The sequence below is a fragment of the Algoriphagus aquatilis genome (assembly GCF_042657405.1).
Classification (GTDB): domain Bacteria; phylum Bacteroidota; class Bacteroidia; order Cytophagales; family Cyclobacteriaceae; genus Algoriphagus; species Algoriphagus aquatilis.
This window is the reverse complement of record NZ_JBHSKS010000006.1, coordinates 3,948-18,905: the sequence shown is the minus strand read 5'-3', so window position 1 is coordinate 18,905 and position 14,958 is coordinate 3,948. Positions and strand designations below refer to the sequence as shown.

At 43.9% G+C, this 14,958-nt stretch carries 14 protein-coding genes; 10 read left to right on the top strand and 4 right to left on the bottom strand.

All coding sequences use genetic code 11. From position 1 onward, the window contains the following. Nucleotides 1-3: 3 nt before the first annotated feature. From pruA to ACFPIK_RS09285, 4 genes are all read left to right on the top strand, one after another. Entirely contained in the window at nt 4-1,638 is a 1,635-nt protein-coding gene (gene pruA / locus ACFPIK_RS09300) for an L-glutamate gamma-semialdehyde dehydrogenase (protein WP_377914512.1), read from the top strand. A gap of 82 nt (nt 1,639-1,720) precedes the next feature. Then, nucleotides 1,721-1,951, top strand: a complete 231-nt coding sequence (locus ACFPIK_RS09295; RefSeq protein WP_377914510.1) for a hypothetical protein — start codon at nt 1,721-1,723, stop codon at nt 1,949-1,951. Further along, a complete protein-coding gene (locus ACFPIK_RS09290; RefSeq protein ID WP_377914508.1) occupies nt 1,911-2,288 on the top strand; it encodes a type II toxin-antitoxin system PemK/MazF family toxin in 378 nt (125 codons plus the stop codon). The genes ACFPIK_RS09295 and ACFPIK_RS09290 overlap by 41 nt, the downstream gene beginning before the upstream one ends. 259 nt (nt 2,289-2,547) lie before the next feature. Next, entirely contained in the window at nt 2,548-3,108 is a 561-nt protein-coding gene (locus ACFPIK_RS09285; protein ID WP_377914506.1) for a transposase, read from the top strand. 132 nt (nt 3,109-3,240) lie between these two features. Here ACFPIK_RS09285 and fabG read toward each other — a convergent pair whose 3' ends face one another. Then, the gene (gene fabG, locus ACFPIK_RS09280) at nt 3,241-3,987 is read right to left on the bottom strand and encodes a 3-oxoacyl-[acyl-carrier-protein] reductase (protein ID WP_377914504.1); all 747 of its coding nucleotides are present in this window, start codon (nt 3,985-3,987) and stop codon (nt 3,241-3,243) included. A 290-nt stretch (nt 3,988-4,277) separates the two neighbouring features. Here fabG and lpdA point away from each other — a divergent pair, with 290 nt between their 5' ends. The 6 genes from lpdA (at nt 4,278) to ACFPIK_RS09250 (ending at nt 10,062) form a co-directional block, all read left to right on the top strand. Further along, nucleotides 4,278-5,675 carry a dihydrolipoyl dehydrogenase gene (lpdA, locus tag ACFPIK_RS09275; protein WP_377914502.1) on the top strand — a complete coding sequence of 466 codons (1,398 nt, stop codon included), beginning with the start codon at nt 4,278-4,280 and terminating at the stop codon, nt 5,673-5,675. A gap of 93 nt (nt 5,676-5,768) precedes the next feature. Further along, nucleotides 5,769-6,302, top strand: a complete 534-nt coding sequence (locus ACFPIK_RS09270; RefSeq protein ID WP_377914500.1) for an RNA polymerase sigma factor — start codon at nt 5,769-5,771, stop codon at nt 6,300-6,302. Between the two features lies 1 nt (nt 6,303). Next, nucleotides 6,304-7,137 carry an anti-sigma factor gene (locus ACFPIK_RS09265; protein WP_377914498.1) on the top strand — a complete coding sequence of 278 codons (834 nt, stop codon included), beginning with the start codon at nt 6,304-6,306 and terminating at the stop codon, nt 7,135-7,137. 100 nt (nt 7,138-7,237) lie between these two features. Then, entirely contained in the window at nt 7,238-7,684 is a 447-nt protein-coding gene (locus ACFPIK_RS09260; protein ID WP_377914496.1) for a DUF2721 domain-containing protein, read from the top strand. Between the two features lie 5 nt (nt 7,685-7,689). After that, entirely contained in the window at nt 7,690-8,703 is a 1,014-nt protein-coding gene (locus tag ACFPIK_RS09255; protein WP_377914494.1) for a threonine aldolase family protein, read from the top strand. A gap of 96 nt (nt 8,704-8,799) precedes the next feature. Next, entirely contained in the window at nt 8,800-10,062 is a 1,263-nt protein-coding gene (locus ACFPIK_RS09250; RefSeq protein WP_377914492.1) for a replication-associated recombination protein A, read from the top strand. Nucleotides 10,063-10,081: 19 nt separating this feature from the next. Here ACFPIK_RS09250 and ACFPIK_RS09245 read toward each other — a convergent pair whose 3' ends face one another. The 3 genes from ACFPIK_RS09245 to ACFPIK_RS09235 all read right to left on the bottom strand — a co-directional run bounded on the left by ACFPIK_RS09245 (nt 10,082) and on the right by ACFPIK_RS09235 (nt 14,943). Continuing rightward, nucleotides 10,082-10,531, bottom strand: a complete 450-nt coding sequence (locus ACFPIK_RS09245; RefSeq protein WP_377914490.1) for a hypothetical protein — start codon at nt 10,529-10,531, stop codon at nt 10,082-10,084. A 112-nt stretch (nt 10,532-10,643) separates the two neighbouring features. Beyond that, complete coding sequence (locus ACFPIK_RS09240) at nt 10,644-11,225, bottom strand: PorP/SprF family type IX secretion system membrane protein (RefSeq protein ID WP_377914847.1); 582 nt, start codon at nt 11,223-11,225, stop codon at nt 10,644-10,646. 178 nt (nt 11,226-11,403) lie between these two features. Next, complete coding sequence (locus ACFPIK_RS09235; protein WP_377914488.1) at nt 11,404-14,943, bottom strand: MBG domain-containing protein; 3,540 nt, start codon at nt 14,941-14,943, stop codon at nt 11,404-11,406. Nucleotides 14,944-14,958: the final 15 nt, after the last annotated feature.

The window sequence follows — 14,958 nt, the reverse complement described above, 5'->3', positions numbered from 1 at the left end:
ATCATGTTAAAGGGATTTTTCAACGTTCCTGCTCCTGTCAATGAGCCGGTAAAAGCATATGCTCCGGGCAGCCCCGAGCGAAAAGAACTTCAGGCCATGTTGTCTGAATTAAGATCAAAACAAATCGATGTGCCTATGTACATCGGCAGTGAGGAGGTCAGAACTGGAAAAACCCGTCCGATGTCTCCGCCACATGATCACCAACACATTTTAGGTCATTTCCACGAAGGTGATGCCTCTCATGTGGAGCAGGCGATCAATGCTGCCTTGGGTGCCAAGGAAGCTTGGGAAAATCTGGAATGGGAACAGCGCGCAGCCATTTTCCTGAAGGCAGCTGATCTGATTGCTGGTCCTTACCGAGCAAAAATAAATGCAGCCACCATGCTCGGCCAGTCCAAGAATGCGATGCAAGCCGAAATCGACTCCGCCTGTGAGTTTATCGACTTCCTTCGATTCAATGTGAAGTACATGACGGAAATCTACGCCCAGCAGCCTCCTGTTTCGGGCGCAGGAGTTTGGAATCGAGTAGAGCAACGACCTTTGGAAGGTTTCGTGTTTGCCCTGACTCCGTTCAACTTCACTGCCATTGCCGGTAACCTACCAACTTCCGCCGCTATGATGGGCAATACCATCGTATGGAAGCCTGCTTACACTCAGATTTATTCCGCTCAAGTGCTGATGGAAGTTTTCAAAGAAGCCGGTGTGCCCGACGGAGTGATCAATCTAATCTACGTGGATGGACCGACTGCGGGCGATATCATTTTTAAGCATCCGGATTTTGCAGGAATCCACTTCACAGGATCTACAGGGGTTTTCCAACACGTCTGGAAAACAATTGGAGAAAACATCAAACGCTACAAGTCCTATCCAAGAATCGTCGGTGAGACAGGAGGAAAAGACTTCGTTCTAGCACACAAATCCGCTGACGCAAAAGCAGTAGCTGTAGGATTAGTTCGTGGGGCATTTGAATACCAAGGTCAAAAATGCTCTGCAGCATCCCGTGCTTACATCCCGTCCAACCTTTGGGAGGATGTGAAAAAATACATGCTTGCAGATCTCGCTGACATCAAAATGGGCGGCACGGAGGACTTCACTAATTTCGTCAATGCGGTGATTGATGAGAAGTCTTTTGACAAAATCGCCAAGTACATTGACAATGCCAAGGCAACTCCAGGTGTCGAAATCATCGCTGGAGGCAACTATGATAAGTCCAAAGGCTATTTCATCGAACCAACGGTGATTCTAACGCAAGACCCGTTGTACATCACGATGTGCGAAGAGATCTTCGGCCCTGTGTTGACGATCTATGTATACCATGAAGAGCACTTCGAAACCGTTCTTGAATTGGTCGATCAGACTTCTCCGTACGCACTTACAGGTGCTGTATTTTCTCAAGACCGCTATGCGATCGAATTGGCTACCCAAAAACTGAGAAACGCAGCGGGCAACTTCTACATCAACGACAAGCCAACCGGAGCCGTGGTCGGTCAGCAGCCATTTGGCGGAGCGAGAGCATCCGGCACTAATGACAAGGCCGGCTCGATGATCAACTTGCTTCGCTGGGTATCTCCACGGACGATCAAGGAAACCTTTGTGTCTCCGAAGGATTACCGATATCCGTTTTTGGGGAAAGACTAAAAAATGCTCAATGAGCAATGATCAAATTCAATTTTCAAGAGCCTCGGAGATTTCCGGGGCTTTTTTTTGTACTTTTATTACCATGAAAGCAATTGAAATTAAGACGATTACCAAATCTGATGGAAGCATTTCTTTGGAGTCAACCGGACTTAAAGGAGGAATCCCAGTGAGAGTTTTAATCCTTTCGGAAGAAGAGGAAATGGAGGAAAAGAATTACCTAAAATTTCTCTCCAATAATCCGGCCCTTGATTTTTTAAACGACCCTGAAGAAAATGTCTACACCAGCAAAGACGGAAAGCCTTTCAAAAATTAGAGGAAAGATTGTCTTAGTTCCTTTTCCATTTGAAGATTTTTCAACTCGAAAAGTACGTCCAGCACTTTGCCTATCTGAACCCATAGGAAAATTTGAACACGTTATCGTGGCATTTATTTCGAGTAAAATCAGCGATCAGCTCGAAGAATCCGAATTTGAAATAAAACCAGAAGAGGAAGAATGGCAACAAATCGGATTAATCGTTCCATCGGTTCTAAAACTTCACAAAATGGTTTCTCTACCTCAGAACCTTATTTTGAGAGATTTGGGATATTTTCCAGAAAGTAAGATGGAAACCCTTGAAAAAGGCATTAAAATGATTTTCAACATCCGATAAGTAGCTTTTTTTTCCCACAGAAACGCACAGATTAAAAACACAGATTTTCACAGAAATTCTATCGAGGTTTTTCATCTGTGCGCATCTGTGACCATTTCCGCGAAGATCTGCGGAAAAAAAACGGCTAAGTCTCCCCAGCCGCTCGTTTGACCTTTGAGGTTTTCAAAAACCTCGAAGGTCTAGATTGAAAATCTCTGTCTACATTGTTATTTTGGTTGTTAAAAAATTGCCTTTCAACAATTTATAAATATTCATTTTTATGACTGATCCCTTTTCCCCAGGAGAATTTTTCCATATTTACACTAGAACAAACGGAGCGGAATTACTTTTTAGAACTAAAGAAAACTACACCTATTTCCTTCAAAAATATCAAGATCATTGCTCTTCCTATTTTTCAACCTTGGCCTACTGTTTACTACCTAATCATTTTCACTTTTTGATTCGAGTAAAAGAAAATACCGAACCAGAAGCTGCTTTAAGTGCTTTTTCCAACTTTTTGAATGGTTACGCCAAAGCATACAACAAGCTTTATGATCGACATGGGGGATTATTTCAACGGAAATTCAAAAGAAAGCGAGTAGATCAGGAAAGTTATTTATCCCAAGTAATCATTTACATCCATAGGAATCCTCAAAAACACGGGATTGTTGAGGACTTTAAAAATTGGAAATTTTCATCCTACAATGGCCTGATATCTCTAAAAACCACAAAACTGGATAGAGATTTCATCCTGGATTGGTTTGGTGGACTTGAACAATTTAAAAAAGTTCATGAATTAGAACAGGGTGCTGACTTACCCGAAGAGATGTCTTTAGAATAGAAAACTTTGTAAAAAATCTTTAAAGTTTTCAAAAACCTCGAAGATCTAGTTTTCCTTGAAACCTTCGAAGTCTTGAAGACTTAAATGATGTAATCTAGAATAAAACCTTCGAGGTCTTGAAGACCTCAAAGGTTAAGTATACATCGCTCCATTCACATGAAGCACCTGTCCAGAGATGTAGGTGCTCATGTCTGAGCCTAGGAATACGCACACATCGGCGATTTCTTCCGGCTTGCCTCCACGCTTCATCGGGATGGCATCTCTCCAGCCTTGTACGGTCTTTTCATCCAACACTTCAGTCATCTCTGTTTCGATAAATCCAGGAGCGACCGCGTTGCAGCGGATATTTCTGGAGCCCAATTCCAGGGCTACTGATTTGGTGAATCCGATGATTCCTGCTTTGGAAGCCGCATAGTTTGCCTGACCGGCGTTTCCTTTGGCACCGACCACAGAGGTCATGTTGATGATGGAGCCAGATTTGGCCTTCATCATGGTACGGGTTGCGGCTTTTACAGTGTTGAAGCAGGATTTGAGGTTGACGTTCATGATTTCATCCCAAGATTCCTCGGTCATCCGCATCAGCAGGTTGTCACGTGTGATTCCAGCATTGTTGACCAAGATGTCCAAAGCCCCAAAGTCAGCCACAACTCCATTGACCAATTCGTCAGCAGCTTTGAAGTCGGAGGCATCTGAGCGGTAGCCCTTTGCTTTCACACCAAAAGCAGCAAGTTCAGCCTCAAGTGCTTGGCCTTTTTCAACGCTCGAGAGGTAGGTGAACGCGACATTTGCTCCTTCCTGTGCAAATCTGATGGCGATTGCCCGTCCGATCCCTTTAGAGGCGCCGGTAACCAAGGCCGTTTTTCCTGAAAGTAATCCCATGAAGATCAAAATTAAGTTTGGCCAAAATTAGAAAAAAAGCCCGGACTTTGGCCTTTTGAAAGACCTTCAGGAGCTTTTTCACTGAAAAACAGGAGGATAAACCTGTAAAATCCCGAATCTCAGAAACCCATTTGGCTTTTATCAGATTTACAAAATTTTCATCTAATCGCTACAAATAATTCATCAGCAAGGCGTTTTGGATTCCATTTACTCATCCAAATCGGATTTTTTTCTGAACCCAAAAGACCTATTTTTGCACAGTTTCATTTGTAATCAAACCCATTTTAAATATGTCTTCGACAAAATTTGACTTGATCGTGCTGGGAAGCGGACCGGGAGGATACGTGGCGGCAATTCGCGCTTCTCAACTCGGATTGAAAACTGCGATCGTGGAAGCCGCGGAACTAGGCGGTATCTGCCTCAATTGGGGCTGTATCCCGACCAAAGCCCTGCTAAAAAGCGCTCAGGTTTTTGAATACATCAGCCATGCCAAGGATTACGGAATCTCTGTTCAGGGTGCCGAGGCGGACTTTGCCGGAATGGTGAAAAGAAGCCGTGGCGTAGCGGATGGAATGAGCAAGGGTGTGCAGTTTTTGATGAAGAAAAACAAAATCGAGATCATTGCGGGATGGGGTAAAATCCAGCCGGGTAAAAAAGTCGAAGTCACCGACGCCGAAGGTAAAAAGTCAGTCATCGCTGCGGATAACATCATCATAGCCACAGGCGCCCGCGCACGTCAACTTCCTACGATGAAAATTGACGACAAGAAAATCATCGGCTACCGCAAGGCGATGACTTTGGAAACTCAACCAAAGAAAATGGTGGTAGTAGGTTCCGGAGCAATCGGAGTGGAGTTTGCCTACTTCTATAATTCTATTGGCACGGAAGTGACCATCGTCGAATTCATGGACAGAATCGTCCCTGTAGAAGACGAAGAAGTATCCAAGGCCTTGGAAAAAATCTATAAGAAGTCCGGCATGAAGATCATGACTTCCTCGGAAGTGACCGGTGTAGATACCTCAGGCGAGGGTTGCAAAGTGACTGTAAAAACTGCCAAGGGCGAGGAAATCCTTGAATGCGATGTGGTTCTTTCTGCCGCAGGTGTGGTTTCTAACCTAGAAAATATTGGTTTGGAAGATGTCGGAATCCTAGTGGACAAAGGCAAAATCCAAGTCAACGAATACTACCAAACCAACATGCCAGGCTACTATGCCATCGGCGATGTGGTTCCTGGACCGGCGTTGGCGCACGTGGCTTCTGCAGAAGGCATCATCTGTGTGGAGAAAATCGCAGGCCATCATCCTGAAGCCTTGGATTACGGCAATATCCCGGGCTGTACCTATTGCTCTCCGGAAATTGCCTCTGTGGGCATGACCGAAGCCAAGGCAAAAGCTGCTGGATACGAAGTGCGAATCGGTAAATTCCCATTCTCTGCTTCCGGAAAAGCTTCCGCGGCCGGAGCAAAAGACGGATTTGTGAAATTGGTATTTGACAAGAAATATGGAGAGCTCCTCGGTGCTCACATGATCGGTGCCAACGTGACCGAAATGATCGCTGAGATCGTGGCTATCCGCAAACTGGAAACGACCGGTCACGAACTAATTAAGACCGTACACCCTCACCCAACCATGTCCGAAGCGATCATGGAAGCCGCAGCCGCTGCTTACGACGAGGTGATTCACTTGTAAAAATTTTCTTTTTGGAAATAAATCAAACACCGGGTCCAAACATTTGGCCCGGTGTTTTACTTTTAAAAAAGTAACTCCACAACCGACCGACTTTTGCAGGAAGAAGATATCATAGCAGGCCTACGGGCTCGAGACCGCAAAACCACCGAGTATTTGTATGAAAAGTACTCCCGTGCACTTTTCGCAGTGATCAGTCGAATCATTACTGACCAAGACATTGCAGAGGAAGTTTTTCACGATGCATTTATCAAAATCACCCGGAAAATCGACTCCTACGAAGAATCGAAAGGCCGCCTCTACACCTGGATGGCCAATATTTGCCGAAATTCTGCCATAGATAAGCTCCGCTCCAAAGAAATTTCTCAAACCACTAAGACCAACACCATCGATGACTTCGTATTTGGTCTCGAGAGTCAATCGGGAACCATGGAACAGGTAGAGGCGATAGGTGTGCGAGAGTTGATGATTCAGCTGAACGAGGATCAGCGATTCATTATTGAGTATATTTATTTCCAAGGATACACCCATTCGGAGCTTTCGGAGGAGTTTCACATTCCTCTGGGCACGGTCAAGTCCCGAGTCAGGGCAGCCTTACAAGTATTAAAAAAGAATTTAGAACGAATCTAGCGTGAACATCCAAGAATATATCGAATCAGGCAAACTGGAGCTCTACCTACTCGGAGAGCTGACCGAGCGTGAGCGAGAGGAAGTGATCGCCATGGCCAAAGCCTATCCGGAAATCCAAGAGGAACTCGATGCGCTGGAGCAGTCTATGTTTGCCTTTGATGAGTTGACCGGAAAAACTCCCTCAGCTCAGGTTAAGGAGAAAATCTTCACTTCCCTCGAGGAAGAGTTCAAAAAGGAGGAAACCCCTAAAGCAGCTCCTGTACCAAACCCTGCCCCCGTGGAAACCAACGTGGTCAAACTCACCCCTTGGAAACCCTTCGCTGTAGCTGCGTCTTTGGTGGCCATTCTGGCGAGTGCGGCGGCGATCTACTTCGCAGGCAAATTCTACGAAACCGATCAGAAATTCACCGCACTCCTACAAGATCAGCAGGTGATGGCGGATAACCTGAACCAAGTCAAACTCGAATACGAGAAAACCGATTCCCGATTGGATCGATTGGTGGCAGGTGATTTCCGAAGAGTTGAAATGAAAGGAGAGACCCTGCCGATGCAAAAAGACGCCAAAGTGGATGTCTTTTGGGACCAAAAAGCTAAGGAAGTCTTCGTAGCGGTGAATAATCTGAATTCTCTTTCAGCTGAATTTGACTACCAGCTCTGGGCAATCGGCAAAGATGGACCTGTCGGCATTGGCCTCGTGAATCCGGGAGAAAAATTCACCCTACAGCAAATGAACGCTGTAGCTGAAGCGGGAGCTTTCGCCATCACAATCGAACCTAAAGGAGGATCAAAAGCTCCTACACTTGACAAATTGGTTGTACTGGGAGAAGTTGCCTAATCCCATTTTGATCAAAAATGCCAAGCCTGCTTTTCTAAAGAGCAGGCTTTTTTAATGCCTTTTGTTAAACTTACTTATTCTAAAAGCACTTACCATACCTATGGAACTCCAACTCTCTACCCCTGCCCTGCTTTTTTCGGCTATCACTTTACTCATGCTGGCTTTTACCAACCGATTTTTGGCTATTGCCACTCTCATTCGAGGACTGCATAAAAACTACCTCAAAGATCCCGATCAGGAGATCATCGTGGAGCAGATTCACAACCTCCGACGCCGACTGACACTCATCAAAAACATGCAGCTTTTTGGAGTATTCAGCTTTTTACTCTGCGTGATTTGTATGTATTTGCTATTCCAAGGCTATACTTCCGCTGCCAATTGGGTATTTGTGATCAGCATGCTTTCCTTGCTGATTTCCCTCGGAATTTCTTTGGTCGAAATCCAGATTTCAACCAAAGCACTCAATTTGGAACTCTCCGATATGGAAGAGATTTTCGAAAAACGGAAAAGTAGCCTGGACATTTTCTTTAAAAAAGACGACAAGTAACCACCATGCTGATTGATTTAAGAAGTGATACCCTGACCCGGCCAACTCCGGGGATGAAAGAAGCCATGTTTACCGCACCTGTAGGTGATGACGTGTTTGGAGAAGATCCGACTGTCAATGCCTTGGAGGAAAAAATTGCCACCCTTTTTGGAATGGAAGCAGGGCTTTTCTGTCCCTCTGGCACCATGACCAATCAGATTGCGATCCGCCTACATACCGGACCGCAGCGGGAAGTCATCTGTCATCAGTATTCGCACATCTACCTTTATGAAGGTGGAGGCATCATGGCCAATTCACTGGCCTCTGTAAAGCTATTGACAGGAGATTTGGGGAAAATCACCGCTACTCAAATCGCCGAATCCATCAATCCGGACGATGTGCATGCCCCGGAAACAACCTTGGTTTCCTTGGAAAACACCATGAACAAAGGCGGGGGAAGTATTTATACTTTGGAAGAAATCAAGCCCATCCATGCGCTTTGCAAAGAGAAAGGCATCAAACTTCATCTGGACGGGGCCAGATTATTCAATGCTTTGGTAGAAACGGGCGAAAGCCCTGCCGATTGGGGAGCGCATTTCGATACGATCTCGATCTGCCTGAGCAAAGGTTTGGGTTGTCCGATTGGGTCAGTTCTTCTTGGATCAAAAGCTGACATCAAGCGCGCCAGAAAAGTCCGAAAAGTATTCGGAGGAGGCATGCGACAGGCTGGTTTTCTAGCTGCTGCCGGCATTTATGCCTTGGATCATCAGGTGGAGCGACTGAAAGAAGATCATGCAAGAGCCCGAACTTTGGGTGAAATGCTGAGCAGGCTGCCTGTGGTTTCAGAGATTTTCCCAGTAGCCACCAACATCGTCATCGCGAGGCTGGAAGGAACTACTCCGGAGGAATTCATGAAAAAGCTTTCAGATCAACATATCAAGTCGGTCAAATTTGGAAAGGACTTGGTTCGCTTTGTGACTCATTTGGATTTTGGAGACGAACACTTGGAGGAGTTTGGGAAAAGGATTGGGAAAATTTAAGATCCATGATTTAAGACACGAGACGTTAGATTTGTCCCAGCCTCTTAAATTCTTTTTTGTCTTGTATCTTATGTCTATTGTCTTGATACTAAAAAAATGAACCCCACTCCCCTAGCCGAACGCATGCGCCCCACCCGACTGGAAGACCTGATCGGTCAGGAGCATTTGTCTGCGCCTTCTTCCTTTTTATACAAAGCCATCAAATCGGGAAATGTGCCTTCGCTCATCCTTTGGGGGCCTCCTGGTGTAGGCAAAACAACCATTGCCAATATCATCGCCAATGAGATCAAGGTACCTTTTTACACCCTGAGTGCGATCAGTTCGGGCGTGAAAGACATCCGTGAAGTCATTGATAAAGCCAAATTTCAGCGGGGCACTGTCTTATTCATTGATGAAATTCACCGCTTCAACAAATCCCAACAGGATGCGCTTTTGGGAGCGGTGGAAAAAGGAATCATCCGACTAATCGGTGCTACCACAGAAAATCCCTCTTTCGAAGTCAACTCAGCTTTGCTTTCACGCTGTCAGGTATTTACACTGAATCCTTTGGGAAAAGCAGAAATGGAGGCCATGATGAAGCAGGCTTTAGAGAAAGATTTGGATCTGAAAAAGATCCAGGTCGAACTACAGGAAACCGATGCGTTGCTTCGAATTTCAGGTGGAGACGGTCGCAAACTCCTCAATCTGCTGGAAATCGTCATCGACGGAATCAATGAAAATCCCTGTGTGATCACCGACGAAAAAGTGATGCAGATTGCACAGCAGAAAGTCGCACTTTATGACAAATCCGGCGAGCAGCACTACGACATCATCTCGGCTTTTATCAAATCCATCCGAGGCTCGGACCCAAATGCTGCCGTGTACTGGCTGGCGCGAATGATCGAAGGTGGAGAAGATGTGAAGTTTATCGCCCGAAGGCTGGTGATTTTGGCTTCGGAAGACATCGGCAATGCTAACCCGAATGCCTTGCTTTTGGCAACCAACTGTTTTGAAGCGGTGAAAATCATCGGCTATCCGGAGTCTCGGATTATCCTTTCCCAATGCGTGACTTATTTGGCGAGTTCGCCGAAAAGCAATGCGTCCTATTTGGCCATCAATCAGGCCCAGGCTTTGGTCAAAGAAACGGGGAACCTATCCGTACCACTTCACCTCCGGAATGCCCCCACCAAGCTGATGAAAGACCTCAACTATGGCAAAGCCTACAAATATTCCCATGACTTTCCAGGCAACTTTGTCGAACAAGAGTTTTTACCCGATGAAATCAAAGGAACCAAACTTTATGAACCCGGAGAAAATGCCCGGGAAAATGAGCTGAGAAAGTATTTGTCTGGAAAGTGGAAGGGGAAATATGGGTATTGAAAAGTAGCTTTTACAAAATCTACGATTTGAATAACTCCTGTTTGTTATGGATCAATAGATCTGAAAGACGTTCCTTTATCTTAGGGTCTTCAGTCATCCAAGAGAGGCAAGAATTGATTTTGTCAAACATTTCGACTTGCAAACTCACTGCATTGATGAGCTTGATAAACATGTTGACCAGAAATTTTTGATTGATGCTGTTGACTATGATGCCGATTTTTTTCTTTTCAGAAATCCCAGATCTGAGTTTACGGATGCGTTCCACAAAGGACACCACATCCACTCGATAAGCAATAGCTGCACTGCCCGTAAAATCGTAGATCGCAGGAAACTTTGGATCAAAATCCGCTCGTGCATAGAGGTTCTCCAGCATGTCGAACATGTCATTTGCATAGACTTTCTCCCGAAAGCTAATTACAATAAAACCCAACTGTTGGTCTATCGCTATCCTGTATTTTACCTCTGCCATGGCTACTCCCTTCTGTTTAAATCAGACAAATAGACTTTACTCACCTAATTTACCTTATACTAAGAGGATTTGACAGGTGATCCATAAACCTTAATGAAATCTTAAGAATCTCCTACCAGATGTTTTCTGAACCCTCAAACAGTCTGATACCCAGCATAAATTCGTGTGTTGGATTGGGTAAAAGATAGCTTTTTAGAGTCGGCCATTCGTACACGTAGCCGAAGCGCATTTTCCCCATCAACATTCCAAGTTGCGCACTGTTAGCATAGTCCACTCGATGACCTGCACCTACCCAGAACTTTTCATAAAACATGAATTTCATGTTGAATTCCAAATTATCGGGCAAGTTGTCCTGACTTCGCCACATCGTGTTGAAGATGACAGAAAGCTGATCCGAAATCGCATTTCGATATCCCGCTTGGGCGATACTTACCATCGGCTTTTTGCTGATAAACATATCTCCCTTACTGAAGCTACCTTGGTTGACATTGTGCATTCCGTAAGAGAAATAGTAGTTGGGATGGGTCAAAGACAAACCCAAATTGAAGTCTACAATGCTCAGATTGGCAAAGCCTCCGATGTATTGACCCACTGTAGGATCATTCGCCTGTTCGGTAGTTAAATTGTTGCCATCCAGTCTGATCTGGTTGAAATTTACTCCAGCACCCAGTCGGACCCCTGCCTGTTCGCTGATCCCAACCGGAATTGTTAATAATTACATTGAATTTCAAAGTTTGTCATTTAATCAAACTTTTATAAAAATTTTCAAAAAAAAACCTTATTGAAAAGATTTCAATAAGGTTTTTTGATAACTCTATTCTATTACGACTTATTCAAAGAATGAATCAATCAATTAAACATTAGATAAGGAATCAATCAGTAAATAGATTAACTACTCCACTTCTCTTTTCCCCTGACTCAATAACTTCAACGGTGAAATAATATGCTCCAGTTGTCATTACCTTGCCATTGAAAGTCCCATCCCATCGTACCTCAGGGTTCGAAGTAATAAATAGCTGTTTGCCACTTCGCTCAAATACTCGGATAGTCACGCCAGTCCAATATCTAAGCTCTGTCACGCCCCAATCATCATTGATTTGATCACCATTTGGAGAGAAGGAATTATAGATGGCTATTTCAGAGAGCGGTTTTCTAAGACGGATGATTTTGAACGTTTTTTCGAAAATATTTCCGACACGATCAGTCACTCGGACAACAATTTCAAACTCATTGCGTCCAGGTAAAGCATCTTTGGATGTCCAAATCAACTGGCCGTTTACGATCGTGAAATAGGCATTATCCTTCTGACCAGGGACCAATTGGATCGTATGCACGTTGTCTTGAGGATCGACCACAGTAAAGCTTCCAACAAAGGCATCTTTTACAGGATACGGAGCCGTAAAGGTATTATTACTTAGCAACAAGTCCTTAGGAGCGTTTTTCACCTTTACAATCAATTCAAAGGTTACTTTCAAATTGAAAGGATTACCAAAGCAACCCTCATATGTTACTGCTCCTTCAAACTGATACGTTCCAGATTTAAGCTTATCATAAGAAACGGTGTTCCAAGTGACTGGAAGATTTATGATCTCTCCATTTCCATAAAGAACCGCTATAGTCTTAGGCAGAGTGACGAAAGAAAGCTCTGTGCCCCACTCTACAGTTAAAGTGTTATTACCGATTACCTGTGAAGGAGTACGATTAGCTACATAATCAGGTATACGGGCCGAATTAGATGATTTAAAATCTGCAGGATTGTTTGGATTTGTTTGATCAAGATAAATTTCGACATAATCAGGCACTAAATCTCCATCAGTATCTTGGTAAGAACACGGATCCAATCTCAAGGAACCTTCCAATCCCTCGATGTAATCCGGCACACCATCACCATCTTGATCTTTATATTCATTCTTGTTTATTGGGTCAGTACCCTCAAGCAACTCTACGCTATTTGGAACCCCATCTCCATCTGTATCCAATTGAGAAGCAGAACAACCATCTTTATCAACAGTCTCACCCATTGGAGTATCAGGACATAAATCCAAATTATCAGTCACACCGTCACCATCCGAATCTTTTTGCGAATCAGAACAACCATTTTCATCGACAGCCTCACCTCTAGGAGTATTTGGGCAAAGATCCACTTCGTCAACTACCCCATCACCATCCGCATCATTGATAAATATGGTCGCAGTGGTTTCCGGCTTATCATCAAGATCAAACACATAATTATTGACATCAGAACCAGCAACCGAGATATTAATAATAATAACCTTTTGAGTGCCTGGTTGAGGAGAAACAAATGCAATTTGTAGTCCTTCAAGCCTTACATCATCACCCTCAAGCACTCCAATTAACGTCAACCGATCATCAAGAAGGGTTGCCTTCGTATTTCCATCAAATGGTTTGTTTTTAGCTGTGAAACTACCACCAATCCTTACAAGCTTTGGTTTAATTGTGAAATCAGCATCGATAAAGTTGATAGTATAATTATTGCTTACAGTCAATGAACCAATGTTAGTTTCATAGGCTCCTACATTTTCGCCAACCTCTCGTCCGATCTTACCTGAAATTATGGAGAGGTCGTCACCGTCTTGCAATCCGGTAACTTGATAAAGTATCACAGGATCTTGATCACCATAGATTTTAAACTGATCAGGCAATACCCTAATCGTCAAAACTTTAGAAGCTATCAAGAAGTTGGCAGGTACAAACTGAATCGTATAATTACCTCCGGCAGTAATGCTTCCAATTAACAAGGCATAACTTCCAACATTTTCACCAGGTACTCTTGATAAGGAACCTGAAATCACCGCCTCTGTATCCCCAGGTGCTAACCCGGAAACATTGTAAAGAAACACTGGGTCATCTGTACCAAAGGTTTTTGACTGATTAGGATTAGCTGTTATGGTTAATACCCTTTTAACAATCTCAAATTGAGTTGAAGTGTAGTTAATGGTATAATTGGACCCTGCACTTAAATTACCTTGAGAAATGGTATAAAGGCCTACATTCTCACCAGCAGCTCGTACTAAACCTCCAGTCATCAAAGAGACCGTATCAGATCGCTTAAAGCCTGTGGCTGTGAAGGTCAATGCAGGATCAGCATTGCCAAATATTTTACTTTTTGCATCTGCTACGATTTGGAGTGGAGCAGGTGTAATTGTAAAGACACCCGGAACGAAATTAATGGTATAATTATTTCCAGCTGATATGCTTCCCAAAAGGATTGCGTATTGATTTACATTTTCACCAGGTACTCTTGAAAGACTACCTGTAATTATGGATGAGTTATCTCCATCCTCAAATCCACTAGCGGTGTAGGTCAATACAGGGTCGTTATCCCCGTAAACTTTAGATTGGTTAGACGACACCGTTATGGTCAATAACTTAGAGGCAATAATAAATTCAGCGGAAACGAATTGCACCGTATAGTTAGATCCTGCAGCGAGCGAACCAATCAAAATAGGATAAGAACCTGTATTCTCTCCAGCAACTCTAGACAGGGCTCCGGAAAGTACATCCCCTGACACCAAGCCTTGAGTGGTAAAAGTTAAAGTAGGATCAGAATCTCCAAATCGTTTCCCTTGATTTGGATTAGCAGTAATCACTAAGGGCTTAGGATTTATTACTAAATTAGCTCCAATGTACGTTACTGTATAGTTGGAACCAGCAGTCAGAGAGCCTTGAGTGATCGCGTATGTTCCTACATTCTCTCCGGAATTTCTGGAAAGAGATCCAGTAAGTTGATCTCCACCTTGAAGACCCGAAACTGAATAAGTCAATTGAGGATCAGCATCTCCGTAAGTTTTGGTTTTAGGATCTGCTGTAATCGTCAAAGCACGAGAAGTGATCGTCAAATTAGCTCCTACGTAGATGATGGTGTAGTTGGAGCTGGCAGATAGTGATCCTTGGGTAATGGCATAAGTGCCAACATTCTCACCTGGATTTCTAGAGAGAGAACCCGTAAGCTGATCACCACCTTGCAAACCAGTAACCACGTAAGTTAACACAGGTTCTCCTGACCCATAAATTTTAGATTTTGAATCAGCTGTCACCGTCAATGAGGCCTTTGTTATTGTCAAAGTTCCAGGTACAAAAGTGAGGTCATAATTGCCAGAGGTCAAGCCTCCAGGGGTAATCACATAAGAACCTACGTTCACAGCACCCTGAGAATTACCTGTGTAGGTTAAACTACCTCCCAATACAGAAGAATTCTCTCCGTTTACAAATCCGGAATAGTTTACGCCGTTTCCGTTACTGTATGCCAATCCATTATACACTTTCGTGTCATCAATAGCTGTCACCGTCAATGAGGCCTTTGTTATTGTCAAAGTTCCAGGTACAAAAGTGAGGTCATAATTGCCAGAGGTCAAGCCTCCAGGGGTAATCACATAAGAACCTACGTTCACAGCACCCTGAGAATT

Coding starts and splice junctions, on each gene's coding strand:
- fabG (WP_377914504.1), bottom strand. CDS start 3,987: ATGGGATTACTTTCAGGAAAAACGGCCTTGGTTACCGGCGCCTCTAAA.
- lpdA (WP_377914502.1), top strand. CDS start 4,278: ATGTCTTCGACAAAATTTGACTTGATCGTGCTGGGAAGCGGACCGGGA.
- ACFPIK_RS09285 (WP_377914506.1), top strand. CDS start 2,548: ATGACTGATCCCTTTTCCCCAGGAGAATTTTTCCATATTTACACTAGA.
- ACFPIK_RS09260 (WP_377914496.1), top strand. CDS start 7,238: ATGGAACTCCAACTCTCTACCCCTGCCCTGCTTTTTTCGGCTATCACT.
- ACFPIK_RS09250 (WP_377914492.1), top strand. CDS start 8,800: ATGAACCCCACTCCCCTAGCCGAACGCATGCGCCCCACCCGACTGGAA.
- ACFPIK_RS09290 (WP_377914508.1), top strand. CDS start 1,911: ATGTCTACACCAGCAAAGACGGAAAGCCTTTCAAAAATTAGAGGAAAG.
- pruA (WP_377914512.1), top strand. CDS start 4: ATGTTAAAGGGATTTTTCAACGTTCCTGCTCCTGTCAATGAGCCGGTA.
- ACFPIK_RS09245 (WP_377914490.1), bottom strand. CDS start 10,531: ATGGCAGAGGTAAAATACAGGATAGCGATAGACCAACAGTTGGGTTTT.
- ACFPIK_RS09255 (WP_377914494.1), top strand. CDS start 7,690: ATGCTGATTGATTTAAGAAGTGATACCCTGACCCGGCCAACTCCGGGG.
- ACFPIK_RS09295 (WP_377914510.1), top strand. CDS start 1,721: ATGAAAGCAATTGAAATTAAGACGATTACCAAATCTGATGGAAGCATT.